13 protein-coding genes are annotated in these 17,588 nt (G+C 37.6%); 3 read left to right on the forward strand and 10 right to left on the reverse strand.

Annotated elements, in window-relative coordinates:
• Positions 1-64: 64 nt before the first annotated feature.
• Together LQ201_RS25140 and LQ201_RS25145 are read right to left on the reverse strand one after the other, a co-directional pair.
• Positions 65-565 carry a hypothetical protein gene (locus LQ201_RS25140; RefSeq protein WP_230146440.1) on the reverse strand — a complete coding sequence of 167 codons (501 nt, stop codon included), beginning with the start codon at positions 563-565 and terminating at the stop codon, positions 65-67.
• A gap of 508 nt (positions 566-1,073) precedes the next feature.
• A complete protein-coding gene (locus LQ201_RS25145) occupies positions 1,074-1,976 on the reverse strand; it encodes a class I SAM-dependent methyltransferase (protein WP_230146439.1) in 903 nt (300 codons plus the stop codon).
• A 160-nt stretch (positions 1,977-2,136) separates the two neighbouring features.
• On the opposite strand from LQ201_RS25145, the gene LQ201_RS25150 reads away from it, so the two are divergent.
• Positions 2,137-2,712, forward strand: coding sequence for an RNA polymerase sigma factor (locus LQ201_RS25150; RefSeq protein WP_230146438.1), 576 nt, complete (start codon positions 2,137-2,139; stop codon positions 2,710-2,712).
• Entirely contained in the window at positions 2,709-4,205 is a 1,497-nt protein-coding gene (locus tag LQ201_RS25155; RefSeq protein ID WP_230146437.1) for a hypothetical protein, read from the forward strand. The genes LQ201_RS25150 and LQ201_RS25155 overlap by 4 nt, the downstream gene beginning before the upstream one ends.
• Positions 4,206-4,325: 120 nt before the next feature.
• Here the strand turns inward: LQ201_RS25155 and LQ201_RS25160 are convergent, their stop codons facing one another.
• From LQ201_RS25160 to pyrR, 4 genes are all read right to left on the reverse strand, one after another.
• Positions 4,326-6,023: a TonB-dependent receptor gene (locus LQ201_RS25160; protein WP_230146436.1), complete on the reverse strand. Its 1,698-nt coding sequence runs from the start codon at positions 6,021-6,023 to the stop codon at positions 4,326-4,328.
• A 4-nt stretch (positions 6,024-6,027) separates the two neighbouring features.
• On the reverse strand, positions 6,028-9,051 hold the full coding sequence (locus tag LQ201_RS25165; protein ID WP_230146435.1) for a tetratricopeptide repeat protein: 3,024 nt from the start codon (positions 9,049-9,051) through the stop codon (positions 6,028-6,030).
• 448 nt (positions 9,052-9,499) lie between these two features.
• Positions 9,500-10,429, reverse strand: a complete 930-nt coding sequence (locus tag LQ201_RS25170; RefSeq protein WP_057933671.1) for an aspartate carbamoyltransferase catalytic subunit — start codon at positions 10,427-10,429, stop codon at positions 9,500-9,502.
• 2 nt (positions 10,430-10,431) lie between these two features.
• Positions 10,432-10,980: a bifunctional pyr operon transcriptional regulator/uracil phosphoribosyltransferase PyrR gene (gene pyrR, locus LQ201_RS25175; protein ID WP_029279357.1), complete on the reverse strand. Its 549-nt coding sequence runs from the start codon at positions 10,978-10,980 to the stop codon at positions 10,432-10,434.
• Positions 10,981-11,347: 367 nt separating this feature from the next.
• On the opposite strand from pyrR, the gene LQ201_RS25180 reads away from it, so the two are divergent.
• Positions 11,348-11,749 (forward strand): thiol-disulfide oxidoreductase DCC family protein, encoded by a 402-nt coding sequence (locus tag LQ201_RS25180; protein ID WP_230146434.1) that lies wholly within the window; start codon positions 11,348-11,350, stop codon positions 11,747-11,749.
• Here LQ201_RS25180 and LQ201_RS25185 read toward each other — a convergent pair.
• The 4 genes from LQ201_RS25185 to LQ201_RS25200 all read right to left on the reverse strand — a co-directional run bounded on the left by LQ201_RS25185 (position 11,746) and on the right by LQ201_RS25200 (position 17,503).
• Positions 11,746-11,952 (reverse strand): hypothetical protein, encoded by a 207-nt coding sequence (locus tag LQ201_RS25185; RefSeq protein WP_230146433.1) that lies wholly within the window; start codon positions 11,950-11,952, stop codon positions 11,746-11,748. The genes LQ201_RS25180 and LQ201_RS25185 overlap by 4 nt on opposite strands.
• A gap of 78 nt (positions 11,953-12,030) precedes the next feature.
• Positions 12,031-13,692, reverse strand: a complete 1,662-nt coding sequence (locus LQ201_RS25190; RefSeq protein WP_230146432.1) for a beta-N-acetylhexosaminidase — start codon at positions 13,690-13,692, stop codon at positions 12,031-12,033.
• A 306-nt stretch (positions 13,693-13,998) separates the two neighbouring features.
• Positions 13,999-15,933, reverse strand: a complete 1,935-nt coding sequence (rpsA, locus tag LQ201_RS25195) for a 30S ribosomal protein S1 (RefSeq protein WP_029279370.1) — start codon at positions 15,931-15,933, stop codon at positions 13,999-14,001.
• Between the two features lie 589 nt (positions 15,934-16,522).
• Positions 16,523-17,503, reverse strand: coding sequence for an SH3 domain-containing protein (locus LQ201_RS25200; RefSeq protein ID WP_230146431.1), 981 nt, complete (start codon positions 17,501-17,503; stop codon positions 16,523-16,525).
• Between the last annotated feature and the right edge of the window lie 85 nt (positions 17,504-17,588).

Below are 17,588 nucleotides of genomic sequence, written 5' to 3' on the forward strand. Positions count from 1 at the left end.
GAAGTAAGTCTATAATATAGACGTTTTGCAAGATAAGTGCTTTTTATAGCTGAAGCAGGTTGCGTTAAAACTCGTACATATTATTCGCCCTTAAGTTTTCGATTGCTATTTCAGCATCGGCCAGTAGGGGCTGTTGTTTTCGCGTTTCTTCTTCAATTGCGATTAAGGGCTTATATCCGTATTGATTAAAAAATGATCTGGTATGCGCTTGATAATCCATTAAAAAATCAGTTAAAGAAGCCATATCAGCATCAAAGCCTTCACTTTCGAAGTTAAACTGACAAGAGCTTTTATAAGAGATAAATACCTCATCACCAATTGAAAATGAAACATTAATGTCCCATGTGTTTGGCCCCGTGGTGCTAACAATTTCTTTATCATCTGTGATCGCGTCTACACAGTAAAGGATGTCGAAAGTGATGAACATTGTGTTTATTTCTCCAACTTTCTCTCCGGTAATTTCAAAGCCGGATTGATAATCGTATGATGTTCTGCTTTCCTTTAAATATTGATCATTGTAGATGTATTCATTTATTGTGATCGGATTTACATTAAATATTTTCATTGGAGCGTATTCTAGAAGGGGTGATTTTGTTCTTTTGTGAAACCATTAGCTTAATAAGCGGTTTTTTTATAATTTATTTAACCACTAAGGTACAAGGATACATTTTCCGAATATAAAAAATCCCATCGAAATATCTGCCCACAGAGCAGAATTGGTAGTAAGTCAGCTTCTTTAATCATGTATAGATTGATCGCTTCGGTGGTTGGAATCAGTTTAATGTGGCTATAAATATCTAACGTGTTTTTTCTCTTTTCCATGGTTTATGCCTTTGATTATCAGGTATATGCCCAGAAATAAAAGAATAGCGGAAATAATTATCCCAACTGCAATAGGCAAAAAAATAGCTGCTGATGCGAAGAACTCGCTCCATAACACACGGGGATAAAAAAAATAAGTTAGGATCAAAAATCCTAGTAACATTAAGATTGAGAAAAAATAAAGGGTTTTAGGTGTTGAGTTGATTTTCATGTTATTTAGATATGTGTGAAATGATAAGAGTGGGTATCGTTTAATTTAAATAAGGGTTTTGAGGAATGTAAACCAAATGGTAACCGCTTTTCTTAAGCAGATTAATCGTGTGCCCATCAGGTAATTGTTTAAAAATAACTGTCGTTAACACTTGTGAGGGCATAACCCTTAGTTTAAAGAGGGTATCAAAAAGAAACTTCTTCATTTTGATGAAGAAAAACTGCCTGTTGTATTGATCGGTTGATATTGATTCTGCCCCTTTAAACCAGTAATTTGGATTGATTTTTTTGAAACCGACCATTGGCAGGCCTAAACCTGCGGCCAGTTTTTCAAATTCCCGTTCAGAAACCTTGTATACAAAATTTCCAACAGGCTCAAATGAAAAACGGTTTTTCCATAATTTGTTAATAAATTGCCTGTTTTGGGCAAAAAGATTGCTTAACATTAATAGTAAAGGCATTTTTGTTACGGGATCTTGCGGCTCCATCACTACCACAGCTGATCTGGCCACTCTGATCATCTCGTACATTGCAGCATATGGCCTGGGGAAATGGTGGTAAGATTCTTTGCAAAGCACAAAATCAAAGCTATTGTCTTCTCGCGATAGCTTTTCTGCATTTTCTGCAGCACAGGCATTAATAATTCCCTCTTTTAGTGCAACATTTAAAAAATCGGTATTAAGATCGGTTGCCAATGCTTTATTGCCTGAGTTTAGAATATACTGCGCATCAAATCCATATGCATCTCCTATAGTAAGCCAACTTCGGTCTTTTCTGTCCAGAAGCGGATCAAGACAACTGAAAAATAGTTGCTGCAGCCACTGCGCAACATTGTTTTTGCCTGTAGCCCTTACCTTTCCATAAAAATCGCTTTTAGCACTTTCGGACGGAAAATGTTCATTGTACCACTCGTTGTGTCGGTTATAGCTTTCTTTATGGCGCATAGAGCAGGGTTTATTAGATTATACGATGCCTACGCTGAAAACGCTTGGTCGAAAATAAAATCTATCCATAAAAAATAAATTAATTTTAACCCAGCGTTTTTCATATCCACTGCGTAACCTTGTTATAACACCATGAAAAAACGCTTACCGAACCAAATGGATGAACCTTTTTTTTAAGCAGGATACTAAACTAATCAGAGGCTGCAAGGCCAATGAACGGCAAGCACAGGAAGGTCTCTATAAGCTTTACTATGCCGATATGCTGCGGATATGTTTTCGTTATTTAAAATCAGATGATCTGGCGCATGATGCGCTGAGTATTGGTTTTTTGAAGGTTTTTCAGCATATCCATACTTTCGATGCTAAAAAAGGAGAATTTGGTGCCTGGATTAGGACAGTGATGGTAAGGTCGTGTATTGATATTGGCCGAAGAGAGGCGAAGTTTAATGAAACAATCAGTCAAGATGAATTAGAAGAAATCTTTATCCAGCCGTCTGTGTTAGATAAACTTTTTGTGGAAGATCTCCTAAAATTGATACGCCTGTTGCCAACCGCTACCCAGTTGGTTTTTAACCTTTCGGTTATAGATGGCTATTCGCATAAGGAAATTGGAGAACATTTGAATATTACCGAGAGTACATCAAGGTGGCACCTCTCGGAAGCAAAGAAACAGTTGAGGACAATGTTAGCTTCCTCAGCAATTGATAAACCAACTGAAAACATAAAAAGAAGATGAGAAATTCAGCATGGTATCATAAACTCTGGCGCAATAAATTTGATAGTCTGCCAATTCAGGATGCTTCGGATGCTTCATGGGCAGGTATGCACAAACTGCTTAATGAGCAGATGCCGATTAGTACGATTGGTGGCCATGGCCCTAATTTATCTACAGGAGCCAAACTTTTTAAAATAATTGGGTATACGCTGTCTGTAGCTGCTGCGGTTTCTACTGTAGGTTACTTTACAGTTCTGAAATCAAAAAATAAACAGAAAGAAATAGAAAATAAAGTTAAACCCGCAATTCTCGATTCAGTAGTTGTTGATAGTAGTAAGGTGATAAATTACAGCAATTTGGCCGATACGATTATAATTAAGGATAGTATTGATCAGAATGGAAATGCAATTGATCATGTTGTGGCGCAAAATAAAGGCGTTGACAATGATTCTGCTTTGGTTGTAAAACATGTGAATGACAACGTTATTTCATCTACCGCGAAACCGAATGTTGTTTCACCTATTAAAAACAAACACGATGGTACACAAAGACCTGATCATTTTGGACGGTTTGAAAATTTAAGTTCGAGCTTGCCAAAGCCTAGCTCAAAAGTTGATGGTCATCAATCTAAGGACCAGAACGTTAATCGTCCATTTGGGATCGGACAAAATATGTTATTAATGCCGAATAGTTATCAGGAAAAAAATGGATTTTTTAAACAGCTTGCTTCACCTGTTTCCATTTTAAACCAAAGGGCCGTTTTACAAGCCTATTCCCCTGTCGTTTTACTAAATGCATCCTCAATAAATAACAGTAGGATGGGAAGCAACAATAAAGCAGACCGCACCACCGTAGGTAAAACCACAAAGGTAAAAAATGTTAGATTACCAAAAATCAAAACGACTAAAATTAAACAAGAAAGCGAAATTATAGTGCCTACATATAGTTATGGTGTAACAACAGGAATGAATGTGCAGAAAGGCAACAGTAGTTTTTATGCCGGCATATCGGGTGCTTATTCATTAAGCAAAAAATGGCAATTCTCTGTTGGCGCAAATGTAAATAGCTATCATAAAATTGCAGGAGAATTTACACATCCAAGTTATTACCGCCCCGATTCGCTACCACCGTTTACAATTGCAGCTACACGAAAAGTGATTACCATGGATATTCCTTTAACAGCTGCCTATAGGCTTTCAAAACATATAAGTGTTAAAGCAGGTCCGGTAATTAGTTTTATGGGCAAGCAGTCTGAAATGATAACCAAATTAAACCCGATAGCCGATCCGCGTGATACATTATACCATAGCAAGCAAATCGACTCGACCTTAGTAAATACAGTAAACAATAAGGTAAATATAGGGTTTACCGGCGGCATCAGTATTCACATTAAACAATTTGATATCAATGGAAGCTACCAATGGTTGTCTCCATACAAGGTGACCAATAGTTTGGGCTCTTTTAAACAGACCAATCAGGTTTTTAGGATAGGGATAGGGTATAGGTTTAAATAACTATAAGTATTGTTTTATACGCTTGTGTTTTCGGTTTGGCTTACTCATAAAAAAATATGCCTTTAAGATTAAACTTAAAGGCATATCAGATTGAAAAAAAGAATTTTACAATTTTATCGCTTAAAACGAATACGTTAATCCTCCGAAAATATTAAATCCGTTTACCTGATAGTACAAATACCTGCTGTAGTTTGTATTTAAGATATTGTTTGCTTTAGCAAAAACAGAGAATTTTTTGTTGATGCGGTAATCAGCACCAAGGCCTAAATCTACATAACCTTTAACCGTTTCAATAAGTTCGATATTGGTATTGGGAATTATGTATTGTGAAGCGGGAACAGGAGCGCCGGTATATACTTTTGCTTTAATATCATCCTGAATTACCACAGCAGCATTAAAGCTTAGTTTTTTATTATAGGTATAAACAAAGTTAGAACTTACTTTTAAACCCGGTTTAAACCAAGAGTAGGTTTCTGAGGCAGGTTTCCAATCGTCGATATTTAATTTACCTGTCCATTTTAAGGCGTCGCTTACCTGAACAGAAATCTCACCTTCTAAGCCTGTTAATTTGGTTTTACCGAAATCGTATATCACATCAAATTTGTTGAAATCAGTAAAGTTGTTCACGAACAAAGGCATATCATCAAACTGTTTTACATATACGCGTGCCTTGTAACCAAAACCCGGTCCGCCGGTTCCTTTAATACCAGCGCTGAAACTTAACTTTTCAACCGTGTTTTTAACTACAACGTTGCTGTTTAACCAAGGGTTTTCATCGGTAAAGCCTTTTAACGAGTTTCTGTTTACATCACCTTTAACTTCTCCGAAAACCTGTAAATAATCTGGAATTAAAGTGAAATCGGCCGTAACGGCAGGGAATATTTTAGAGCTGCTGAATGCACCAAATTCCTGTACGAAATTAATCCCCGCTGTAATTTTAGCACCTTTAACCTGTAAACGGATATACGGATTTAAGCGCAACAGGTTATTGCCAACGCTGGTTAAAGCATCTTTGCTATTACCAAATTCTGTTGATGCGGCTAAACCTAAGTTTAACGAGTTAATGCGTTTGTTTACATAACCGTTTAAGCTCAGGTAGTTTTCTTTTGCACTGAATTTATCATTCCAGATATAGCCATTGGCTTTTAAAGCATAACTAAAAGCATCTTCATCTTCTGTAAAGTTTTTTACCAGCTCACCTTCCAGTTCAATGGTGGTTAAGGCCTGTTTATCAGGGTTAGGATTTAACGTAGGTCTGGTATCATCTAAACCATAAAAATAGGTGCCATTACGTTCAAAATTAATGCGGCCACTAACTGTGTTTTGATCTAAGATACTGCGGCCAAAAACACTTAATTGTTGGTTACTGCTATTCTGCTTGTTCAGCTTTCCTTCCTGACTAAAATGTTTAAAGTATCCACCAAGCTGTAAACCTTCATCTTTACCGGTGTTAAAATAAGCTTCGCCCAAAAGGGTAGCCAACGACCCGAATGCACCTTTTACATAGTTGTTAACCAGTATGCTTTCTTTTTCTTCCGCCAAAGCCTGTGCCTGTAACTTTTGGATATCGCTGTTCAACTCCAGCTTCCTATCCAAAATGCTGTAGTTCAATTTTGCTTTGTAAGTTTTAACATCATCTAAATTCGGGCTTCGTCTCAGCTTTACAGCCTCGGCCAAAATTGGTTTATATGGACGAACTACTTCAATTTCTTCATTTACTACTGCTTTTTCATCGGCCTTTTTATCCTGCGCCTGTGCAGTCATTAATCCGGCAGCTAAAAAAAACAGTGAACTATATATATATTTAATCGATTTCATAATGCTACTTCTTCTGGTTTAGTTTTTCTAGTTTTTCTTTGGCTGTAGGGATGATATCATCCTTGCCTTCGTAGTTATCAATTATGCTGAGAAGAGTACTTTTTGCCTGTAAATTATCTTTCAGGGCCACATAATTATCAGATAAAAGGATAAACGCCTTTGCTACCCAGTAATCGTAAGCAGCCATGTTGTTAACCAGATCGAAACAGGTTTTAGACGAAGTTTTGAAATCACCTTTGTTGTATTCCAATAAAGCTAAATTATATTTTGCTTCTGCGGCGGCAACGGTTTTTGTTTTGGCCACTACATTTTTAAACTCCTTAATTGCTGTGGTGGTATCGCCTTTTAACAAGTAGGCTTTACCAGAATATAAGCTCGAACTGTTTTTTTCTTCCTCAGAAGCTTTTTCCGATTCTTTGGTTAGCTGTGCATATTTCAGCATGTCATCAGGCATGTTTAAAGCGGTGTAAGCCTTTAACAAATTGTTGATGGCAAAACTATAGTGCGACTTGTAATCGGTGGTAGTTTCTAATCTTTTCAGGTATACAATGGCCTCGTTGTATTTCTTCTGATTTAAGAACAATGTTGATATACTCACCAAAGAGCGTTCGGTGTAATCGCTCGTCCAGTCGTTTAAGATAAATTCGTAATCAGGAATGGCTTCATCCGGGCGGCCCAGTTTCACCAGCGATTCTGCCCTGATAAATTTAGCTTCTTTTTCATGGTTCGCTTTAGGGAATTTATCAAAATAAGCATTTACGGCCTGGAATGCACCATTGGCATCGCCTTTTAAATAAGTGTTATTGGCTGCGGCAAAAACGATATTGTCTTGCTCCGAGCCTGAATAATTTCCAAGTGGAGTAGTAGCTGCGTAAGCGATAAAACCATTTGCATCGCCGCGATCTACATAAATGTTTTTGATCGATTCCATTGCCTGTTTGGCTTCATCGGCAGTAGGATAATCGCGGATTACTTTTTTGAACGATTCTAAAGCGGCATCGTCCTGATCCTGGTTGTATTGAACCAAACCGATGGTTACCAGCGCTTTTGCCACATAACTGCTGCGTGGATATTTAGCTACCAGGGCTACAAGGTCTGATTTAGATTTATCAAAATCGCCCTTGTTGAAATACGTATAAGCGGTTTCGAAACCAGCATCATCAGCGTAATTAGAATTTGGAAAAGCATTCAACAGGCTCTGCATAGTAGCAATTTTCGCATCATATTGCGTTTCCAACCCCTGGATCATTCCTTTCTGGAAAGTGGCGTAATCTTCCGAAGTGGTTTTGCGGCTGATGATCTTGTTGTAGTTTGCCATTGCATCACCATAGTTTTTGTTTACGAAATATGAATCGGCTAAACGGATGGTGGCATCATCAATCGTTTTTTGGTCTTTATCACTACCCGCGAGGAATTTTTCGAAATAAGTAGCTGCTTTGCTGTATTTCTCATCTTCGAACGCTGCATAGGCCAAAGCGTAGTTCGCAAAATTGTAAACACCGGTTTTATCGGCATCTGGCATTTTTAAGAATTTTTCGAAAGTGGTAACTGCTTCACCAAACTTACGCAGCTCGTACATCGATTCAGCTTTCCAGTAAGTGTTTAGCGCATTGATCTCGTTGTCTTCAGGGAACTTTTCAGAACGTAAAAACATCGATAATGCATTCGGGAATGCTCTTTCGTTATAAAATTCTAACCCACGGAAATAGGTTACTTTTTGGTAAGCTTCTTTAGCTTCAAGGTTTTTATCCGGAATAGGTTCTAAAATATCTACAGCCGCCTGATAGTTTTTGGTGGTTAATAAAACTTCGCCCAATAAAGTTTTGGCTTCGTTTATTTTACGCGATTTCGGGAAAGTTTTTAGGAAGCCCTGTGTAGCCTCTAAGGCTTGTTGGTGGAATTCTAGTTCGTAACTTAATTTGGCATAGTTTAACCAAGCTTCCTCCTGTATACCCTTGTCAAAACTTAAACGCGATGCCCTGAAAAAAGCACTCTGCGCTTTTGGTTTATCGCCCAATTGAATAAAGGCTTTACCCAAAGTATGCATTCCATTTTGAAGGTAAACATCATCGGTATTTAGTTTTTCTAAAACAGCAACCGACTCTTTATATTTCTTATTCTGGAACAAAGAGTAGCCGTATTGGTAAATGAAGAGGTTGTTTTTGGTTTCGCTTTTATCTTTTGCATAATATTCGGCGAAATACTTTTCAGCATTTTTGAATTCAGATTTTGCAAAGTACGATGCTGCGACCAAACTCAACATTTCTGGCTCGAACTGTTGTTTGGTTTTTTGAATGGCTGCTAAAGCATAGCTGATTACATCATCATAACGCTCGTCAAGGTAATACATCGAAGTGATGTAGTATGGATAACTCGCCTCGTAAGTAGGAGAGCCCTTTAACTTTTCGAAGTTGGCCAATGCCGTTTTATACTCTTTGTTTAAGTAATTGATGTAAGCAAAGTAGTAAGTGGCGCTTTCCTGAAAATCGCCTTCTTCTTTTTTAACTTTTTCGAATAAAGGTTCAGCTTTGTCGTAGTCTTTAAGTTCGAAATAAGCGTAACCTTGTTTAAACTGGTATTCGTTTCTTTGTTTGCCTGAAAGCGTAGAAGGATCTGTTTTTTCGAACCATTCTAAAGCTTTTTTATAGTTTTTCTGGTTGAAATAAGTTTTTCCAACGTAGAAATAAGCCAGTTTGGTGTTCGGGTTTAACGGATAATCGCGGATAAATGCCTGAAACAAACTTTCGGCATCGCTATTGGTTAGCTCTAGTGCACAAACAGCAGCGTAAAATTTTGCATTCTCTTTCAGTAAAGATAATTCAGCATTACTCTCCGTTTGGGTAGAAGGTTTATAACGTTGCAGCTCAACAAGTTTAAACTGTTGTGCGGCTGCTGTGTATTTTTCTTTGTCTAATAATTCTAAGCCCGTTTGATAGTTTTTGTTGAGGTTCTGCACTGCGCTAACCTGAGCGTAGGTGCTAAAACTTCCTGCTAAAAGTAGCGGAATTAGTAAGTATTTTTTCTGCATTGGTTTCAAATATGGTTGGTACTAAATTAGAAATAGTATCAAAGCTTATCAACAGAAGTAATTAACATCTGTTAATAACACAAATTAACGATAGGATTTTTGGTTTGGTATTAAGGGGTGAACGAATGTGGAAAAATGATAGGGTTCATTGGTCATTGGTTCATTCGTCATTGGTGCCGCCGCATCCGATAAGGGTTCATTGGTTCATTCGTCAATAGTTCATTCGTGCCGCCGCATCCGTCATTCCGAGGCGGCTTTCAGTCAACAAAGCAATCTGGTAGAAGGGTTAACTGGTCAATGATATAAATTGGTAAATTGCCATAGGCTATTAGCAATGGACTATTTACTAATACATTTCTAAAAAGACGCTGGACTTAGTCCTTTCGGCAAGATGCTAGATTTTGGACTCTGCACTAGTAAACCAGTGACCAATGAACGATTGAACTAACTATCCCTGGCTTGCCAACAAATACAGCACAGCCATTCTTATTGCTACTCCGTTTTCTACCTGCTCTAAAATGATCGATTGTTTGCTGTCGGCCACATCGCTGGTAATCTCAACCCCTCTGTTTATCGGGCCAGGGTGCATGACAATGATTTCTTTATCGAGGTTATCTAAGATCTGTTTGTTTAAGCCGTACATCATGGCGTATTCCCTTAATGATGGGAAATATTTAATGTCCTGGCGCTCCAATTGAATACGGAGCATGTTTGCTACATCGCACCAGTTCAGGGCTTTAATTAAATTATGTTCAACTTTTACTCCAAGCTGGTGGATGTGTTTTGGGATTAAAGTTGTTGGTCCGCAAACCATTACCTCGGCGCCTAAGCGCTGCAGGCACAGGATGTTTGAGATGGCTACACGTGAGTGCAGGATATCACCCACAATTACCACTTTTTTACCAGCTACATCACCCAATTTCTGACGGATAGAGAAAGCATCAAGTAAGGCTTGTGTTGGATGTTCGTGCGCACCGTCTCCGGCATTTACAATCTGCGCTTTAACGTGTTTACTTAAAAACTGACCAGCACCTGCATATGGGTGGCGCATCACCACCATATCCACTTTCATGGATAAGATATTGTTTACCGTATCGATCAGGGTTTCACCTTTGCTCACCGATGAAGAGGAAGCGGCGAAATTGACCACATCGGCCGAAAGCCTTTTTTCAGCAAGTTCGAACGAAAGTTTGGTACGGGTAGAGTTTTCGAAAAAGATATTGGCAATGGTAATATCACGGAGTGAAGGAACCTTTTTTATTGGCCTGTTAATCACTTCCTTGAAATTATCTGCAGTTTCGAAAATCAATTCGATATCATTCCGGTTAATATCTTTAATGCCTAAAAGATGTCGGGTTGATAGTTTTTCTGCTGCCATTTTTATTTAGTATTTTCGGATATTAAAATCACTTTATCTTCACTTCCTTCGCTCGCCCAGGTTACTTTTACCTGTTGCGAGTTTAAACTATCTACCTGATGCCCAATATAATCGGGCTCGATAGGTAAATGTCTGCTAAACCTACGGTCTATTAAAACCAAAAGTTCAACTTTCTCTGGGCGGCCATAGGCAAGTAGGGCGTCAAGCGCTGCCCTAATGGTTCTGCCGGTCCAAAGTACATCATCAATTAAGATTACTTTTTTGCCTTCGATAATAAAATCGATCGAGTTACTGCTTGCGGTAACCAATCCGTCTTTACGGCGGAAATCATCTCTAAAGAAAGTAATATCAAGGTTTCCCTTTAAAATTTTCTTGTTTTTTAGAATCTGTTGAAGATCCTGATGAATGCGATCTGCCAAAAAAATACCCCTTGGCTGGATACCAATTAAAACGGTATTTGCGAAATCGTCGTGGTTTTCAATTAATTGATGGCAGAGCCTCTTAATTGTAATCTGAATTTTTTGTCCGTCAAGAAGTGTTTTCTTTTGCATTGAAGAAGGATTGGGCAAATATATAAAAATGTTTTAAGGTAAGAAAGTTGAAGATCGATTGTTTTATTTTTTGATAGTTAAATTGTTCTGTTACAACATTTAAAAATCGGTTTTTCTTTGTGCAATGTTTTTGGAAAGAAATAGTTGTTTTTTATCTTAATGTTGGTCCGGCTGTACACTGTAGTCCCGATTTTCAATCGTAAGCTGCTGTTTCCATCCGGTTTAGCGGGTCAGTTTCTGCAATTATTCGGGGGGGCAAAAACCAACGTGTAATATCCATCAAATATTTCTGCTCCACTTACCAATTAATGTTTATTAGACATTCGTCAGATATTTATTGGATTAAAAAGCTTTATTTTTACGGTATATGATTCAGCAACCAATAATCTTTTTCGATGGTGTTTGTAATCTTTGCAATGCATCGGTTCAGTTTGTTATTGCGCACGATAAAAAGGATAAATTCAAATTTACGGCGCTACAAGGTGATTACGCCAAAGAAATTCTACCGCAATTTAACGCTGATTTAGGAAAGTTGAATACCATTTTATTGCTGGAGGATGGAAAACTGTATACTAAATCTTCAGCGGCATTGCGTGTAGCCCGAAAACTTAATGGATTAATTTCACTTCTTTATGCATTTCTCATTGTTCCCAAATTTATCCGCGATTGGGTTTACGATATTATTGCCAAAAACCGTTACAGATGGTGGGGCAGGCAGGAGAGTTGCTGGGTACCAACACCCGAATTGAAAAGTAAGTTTATAGCTTAATTTTGTTGACCATTTTTCTTTCTGCCTGGCGACCAAAGCCAAAGTGTTAAAATAATTAACGGTATGGTAACGCTTAAAGCAATTACAATCATAATGGCTTTTTGCTTAACCATGTCTGTTTCATTAGAAGTAAATACATAGACCGTTTCTTTAATGGCAAATAAGGTTAGGATAGTAGAAAGGACGGCAAATAGTTTACGCATGGTTTAATTTTTAATGCAAAGATTGCATTTTATTTGATAATAGACCAACGTTAAAAGACGCTTCTTTTAAAAAAGGCATTAATTTTCTAAGTACCTTTTAGAATAAGTAATCCCCATTAAATCATAGCGTTTAAACTGTGTTTTTAGCCTTTTTTGAAAATCTGGATAATTCCGTTTTTCTTTCGGGCTCCACAAAATTTCGCTCAAGGCATCTAATCTTGGAAAAAGCAGGTATTGTACTTTTGCCGGATTGGTAATGTACTCACTCCATAAACAGCCCTGTGCGCCCCAAATGTATTTAGCCTGCTCGGCACTTAATTCAGCTGGTACAGGTTCGTAATTGTAAACATCAATTAAAGGCGAAAATTTATTTGCGGTTAAGCTATCTTCTTTTAAGAACTGACCATGATTGAAATACATCTTATCTTCGGGTGTCATAATGGCTTTATGATTTTGTTTTGCCGCATCTATACCACCTTTTTCGCCTTGCCAGCTCATTACAACTGCATTAGGGGCTAAACCGCCCTGTAAAATTTCGTTCCAACCAATAATGGTTTTGCCTTTGCTGTTTACAAATTTTTCAATCCTGCGGATGAAATAACTCTGTAGCTCACTTTCATTTTTCAGACCATTGGCCTTCATAATCTCTTGCGAAACAGCAGATCGTTTCCACCATACTTTTGAGGCTTCATCGCCGCCAATATGGATGTATTGCGAGGGGAACAAAGCCATTACCTCAGTTAATACATTTTCCAGAAATTTAAAAGTCGTATCAGAAGCCTGAAGTACATTGTTGTATTTATTCATCATTCCCCATGTTTGGGCAACTTCGTATTTTTTGCCGGGCTCCGTGCCTAATTCTGGGTATGCAGCCAATAAGGCCATGCTATGTGCAGGCATTTCTATTTCTGGAATGATGGTGATGTAACGTTTAGCAGCATAATCAACCACATCTTTAATCTGTTCTTGTGTGTAATAACCGCCATGACGAATACCATCAGTTTTAATGAGGGCATCTTTTGGTGTAATTTTTACCTCTGCCGGCAATACCTGATATTTTATATGCTCGTTTCCTTGTCCGGGCCATAAGCCAATAATGCTACCATTTCTCCAGGCACCGATTTCCGTAAGCTTGGGATATTTTTTGATCTCTATTCTCCAGCCATGGTCATCAGTTAAATGCCAATGAAAATAATTCATTTTATGAAGCGCTAAATAATCGATGTATTGTTTTACAAAGGCTACGTCAAAAAAATGGCGACTTACATCCAGATGCATACCTCGATAATCGAAGCGTGGGTAATCGGTAATGGAAACTGCAGGGATTTGTAATTGAGATTTTGTCTCAGGTATCAACTGAATTAATGTTTGAATACCGTAAAAAAGTCCATTTTCTGAACAGGCATAAATTATTGTTTGATTGTTGTTGCTTATAAGCTCGTATTCGTTTAAGTTTTTTAATAACCGACTAATTATTTCTAATTTGACTACGTTTTTTTTGTTTGTTGAATTAGGGTTAATCCGAAGTTTTATATTATAAAATTGTTGAATATAATTTTGTAGAAATAAAGCTGAATTTGATAAAGAATCATTTGAAATAATTTCTGTGTTTTGATCAATGATAAATTTTTCCGTGTTTTTTCCTGTTTTAATACTTACAGGTTGTGGGATGATGTTTATTTCCTGTGCAGAAAGTTTAAACGAAATAATTGATAAAAACAAAAAGATAAATTTCTTCATTATAAGGGATTTTCCTTTTCAAAAGTAATAATTATAGACGGATGAAAGGGAAGGTTTGGTAGGGCGAATTACTTTGTTACATAAAACATAGCTTGAAGTGTTAATTTAATAGGCAAATCGTCATCTCGACTGAAGCGCAGCGAAATGGAGAGATCTGCTAATTAGATTTCTCGACTTCGTTTCACTGCGCTCGAAATGACGATCAATCGGGGTAATGGATAAAGCCACGTTCTCTGTGGCAAAAAATAATCAAAAAAAATCCCGATAACTTTCGCTATCGGGATTAATATGATCAGTTAAAAAGAACTAGCCTTTTTTAGCTTTGCTTTCTTCGCCTTCTAATTGCGATTTCAATTGAGCCAATACGTCTAAATCTCCTAAAGTAGATTTCTCTACAGAATCTTTAACTTTTTTAACAGCAGTTACAGCAGCTTTAGCTTCTTTTTTCTTAGTTGCTCTTTCTTCTGCTACAGCTTCAGCTTTAACTTCTTCCCAAATACGGGCGTGAGAAACAACGATGCGTTTAGCTTCTTTGTTAAACTCGATGATTTTGAAGTCGTTAGTTTCTTCAGCTTTAACTGAAGTACCGTCTTCTTTAACCATGTGTTTAGTTGGTACGAAACCTTCTACACCATATGGTAAAGCAATAACAGCACCTTTATCAGTTACTTTAACAACTGTTCCCTGGTGAACCGAATCTAAAGTGAAGATCGTTTCGAAAGTATCCCAAGGGTTTTCTTCCAGTTGTTTGTGGCCTAAGCTTAATTTACGGTTATCAACATCAAGTTCTAAAACAACAACGTCTAATACATCACCAACTTTAGTGAATTCATTAGGGTGGTTTACTTTTTTAGACCAAGATAAATCAGAGATGTGGATTAAACCATCAATACCTTCTTCGATTTCAACAAAAACACCGAAGTTAGTCATGTTTTTAACAGTTGCTTGGTGCTTGCTTCCAACTGGGAATTTAGCAGCAACTTCTTGCCATGGATCGTTAGATAATTGTTTAATACCTAAGCTCATTTTGCGCTCGTCTCTGTCTAAAGTTAAAACTTCAGCTTCGATCTCATCACCAACTTTTAAGAATTCTTGTGGATTTCTTAAGTTTTGTGACCAGCTCATTTCAGAAACGTGGATTAGACCTTCAACACCTGGGATGATTTCTAAGAAAGCACCGTAATCTGCAACAGTTACGATTTTTCCTTTTACTTTAGAACCAACTTGGATGTCGGTGCTTAAGTTCTCCCAAGGGTGTGGAGTTAATTGTTTCAAGCCTAAAGCGATACGTTTTTTCTCATCATCGAAATCTAAAACAACTACGTTGATTTTTTCATCTAATGATAATACTTCTTTTGGATGCTCTATGCGGCCCCAAGAAATATCAGTAATGTGAAGTAAACCATCAACACCACCTAAATCGATGAACACACCGAAATCAGTAATGTTTTTAACAGTACCTTCCAATACCTGACCTTTTTCTAATTTAGAAACGATCTCTACTTTTTGGCTTTCTAAATCGTCTTCGATTAACACTTTATGAGAAACGACTACGTTTTTAAACTCATGGTTAATTTTAACAACTTTGAATTCCATTGTTTTACCCACGTATACATCGTAATCGCGGATTGGTTTAATATCAATTTGAGATCCTGGTAAGAAAGCTTCAACGCCCATGATATCAACAATTAAACCACCTTTAGTACGGCTCTTAACGAAACCGTTGATGATTCTATCATTTTCAAGAGCCTCGTTAATTGCTTCCCATGATCTTTGGGTTTTTGCTCTTTTGCGAGAAAGGATCAATTGACCGTTAGCATCTTCTGGTGCTTCAACGAAAACGTCAACTGAATCGCCGATTTTAAGATCTGGTGTATCACGGAATTCTGAAGTAGAAACTAAACCGTCTGATTTGAAACCTACGTTTAATACTACATCTTTGTTGTTGATTGAAACAACGATACCGCTGATGATTTCACCTTTAGTGATCTGATTGAATGTTCCAGCATACATATCTTCAAACTTTTTACGGTCTGCATCATTGTAATTACCGAAAACTTTTTCATCTGCATCCCAATCGAAATCTTCCGATGGTGTAGCCAATGATGATTTGATCGATTCGATCGAAACTGAATCAGCTTCTGATTCAATAGTTTCTTTTTCAGTTAGGCGTCCGCCTTCTCCCTGAAGTTCAGCTGTTTTAGCTGCTAATTCTTTTTCTGCTACTTGTTTTTTAGCCATTAATTAATTATCTCCTTTTTTCCCTATTTAGGGACTGCAAAGGTAAAACTTTTTTTAATTATAGAAAAGATTTTTTTAATAAATCTTGCTGATTTTTAGCTCTTTATAATTCCCCTCCCTTGGAGGGGTGCCTGAAAGGTGGGGTGGTTATTTCAGTTTACCACATGTTTTTCCAAAATGTAGCTGTTTTATTTTAGAGTTTAATTGCTTAGTTATGTTAATTATTTGAAAATGAGCGCTCCGTATTTCTTCGGGAGCAGCAGTCCTGCTATCGCTTATAGTCCTCACTACGCTGCGGGCTATTCCGCTCCATCAGGTTTAAAAACAAAGGTTGTGCACAAATACTTACCAAACGTTCCTACAGAACGAAACACAAATAACATTGGTTATTTGCTACCTAGCAAGCGTCCCGATGGGACGGCATATGAAAATGCTAAAGCTGCCGGCCTCATCTTTCATCCGCAAATCTTGCAATTAGGCGGCGTATGGTTGTTTGTTAAGACTAAGCGTCCCGTAGGGACGATTCATGGGTAGAAAAAAAACATTTTTTTTTCGTTCCGTAGGAGCGTTTGATGTGATTTTGGAAATTCTATTTCTTCGTAAAAGTCCCTCGGGTAAAACCTTCGCCAACCAATGTTTGATCATCTCTGATTAATAACATAATGGTGTTCTGCTGATCGTAAAGTTTGATCATATCGCCCTCAATAACATATTTCGAGGTGAAAATAGAATCAGTATAGGCATCGGTAACGGTTACCGAATCTTTTGATTTAAAATTGAAGGTTTTATACTGTATATCTTCGTTGCTTGCAAAGGTACCTGTAACCACTTTTGCCTGTATAAAAGTAATGTAGCAGAAATATCCGGTTACCAGAATTACGATTACTGAAAAACCGATCAAAAATTTATTGCCACTGGCGTATTTTATAGAAAAATATAATATGGTAATCAGTATTAAGGCCACAACCACAAAAAAGATAATGTTCGTATAATCTTTGTTTTCTTGAGGTACCGATGCCGAAATGTTTGTTTTTTCGGCTGCTGCCTTTACAGGAGAAACCCTGACCAAAAATTCTTTGCTCACCCATCCTTCGCCATTGGTAACCTTAATTTTATAAAAGCTCGTATTTGATGAATCGATCACGGCAACATTTTCATCTTTAGGCAGGTATCCCACAATTTTGCTTTTCGGATCAGCTTGTTGCCTAACCCGTAAATCATCTGCAGTTACCCGATACATGTCGGCGCTTGTTGCCGTTTGAGGGGTAGTGGCAGGCTGTGCAGTATTTGCCTGAGGAGTTGATGGTTTAGCCGCAGGAGCAATTTTTTCGATGAAATCTTTGCTTACCCAACCCTCGCGGTTTTTAAATTTTACTTTGTAAAACTTGGCATTGTTGGCATCTAAAACCGTAATATTTTCATTTTGAGCAATATTTCCAATCACCTTGCTTTTCGGATCGCTGCTTTCCCTTACACGCAATTTGTCTGCCTTAACGCGATACGTTTCTTGTGCATTCAAGCGGTTAGTGAAAATAAAAAGAGCGATGAGGAGGAAGAAAATTCTAGTCATAAGTATTGGATTTCTGCGAAACAGTTTAATCGGTAATTGCAAACACGCTATAAGCAAACACCGTGCTAAGTGTTTCAAAATTAGA

Source organism: Pedobacter sp. Bi126 (assembly GCF_918698245.1).
GTDB lineage: Bacteria > Bacteroidota > Bacteroidia > Sphingobacteriales > Sphingobacteriaceae > Pedobacter.

Excerpts from the sequence above, each read along its gene's own strand:
- LQ201_RS25140 (WP_230146440.1), bottom strand. The coding sequence starts at position 565 with ATGAAAATATTTAATGTAAATCCGATCACAATAAATGAATACATCTAC.
- LQ201_RS25145 (WP_230146439.1), bottom strand. The coding sequence starts at position 1,976 with ATGCGCCATAAAGAAAGCTATAACCGACACAACGAGTGGTACAATGAA.
- LQ201_RS25150 (WP_230146438.1), top strand. The coding sequence starts at position 2,137 with ATGAACCTTTTTTTTAAGCAGGATACTAAACTAATCAGAGGCTGCAAG.
- LQ201_RS25155 (WP_230146437.1), top strand. The coding sequence starts at position 2,709 with ATGAGAAATTCAGCATGGTATCATAAACTCTGGCGCAATAAATTTGAT.
- LQ201_RS25160 (WP_230146436.1), bottom strand. The coding sequence starts at position 6,023 with ATGAAATCGATTAAATATATATATAGTTCACTGTTTTTTTTAGCTGCC.
- LQ201_RS25165 (WP_230146435.1), bottom strand. The coding sequence starts at position 9,051 with ATGCAGAAAAAATACTTACTAATTCCGCTACTTTTAGCAGGAAGTTTT.
- LQ201_RS25170 (WP_057933671.1), bottom strand. The coding sequence starts at position 10,429 with ATGGCAGCAGAAAAACTATCAACCCGACATCTTTTAGGCATTAAAGAT.
- pyrR (WP_029279357.1), bottom strand. The coding sequence starts at position 10,980 with ATGCAAAAGAAAACACTTCTTGACGGACAAAAAATTCAGATTACAATT.
- LQ201_RS25180 (WP_230146434.1), top strand. The coding sequence starts at position 11,348 with ATGATTCAGCAACCAATAATCTTTTTCGATGGTGTTTGTAATCTTTGC.
- LQ201_RS25185 (WP_230146433.1), bottom strand. The coding sequence starts at position 11,952 with ATGCGTAAACTATTTGCCGTCCTTTCTACTATCCTAACCTTATTTGCC.
- LQ201_RS25190 (WP_230146432.1), bottom strand. The coding sequence starts at position 13,692 with ATGAAGAAATTTATCTTTTTGTTTTTATCAATTATTTCGTTTAAACTT.
- rpsA (WP_029279370.1), bottom strand. The coding sequence starts at position 15,933 with ATGGCTAAAAAACAAGTAGCAGAAAAAGAATTAGCAGCTAAAACAGCT.
- LQ201_RS25200 (WP_230146431.1), bottom strand. The coding sequence starts at position 17,503 with ATGACTAGAATTTTCTTCCTCCTCATCGCTCTTTTTATTTTCACTAAC.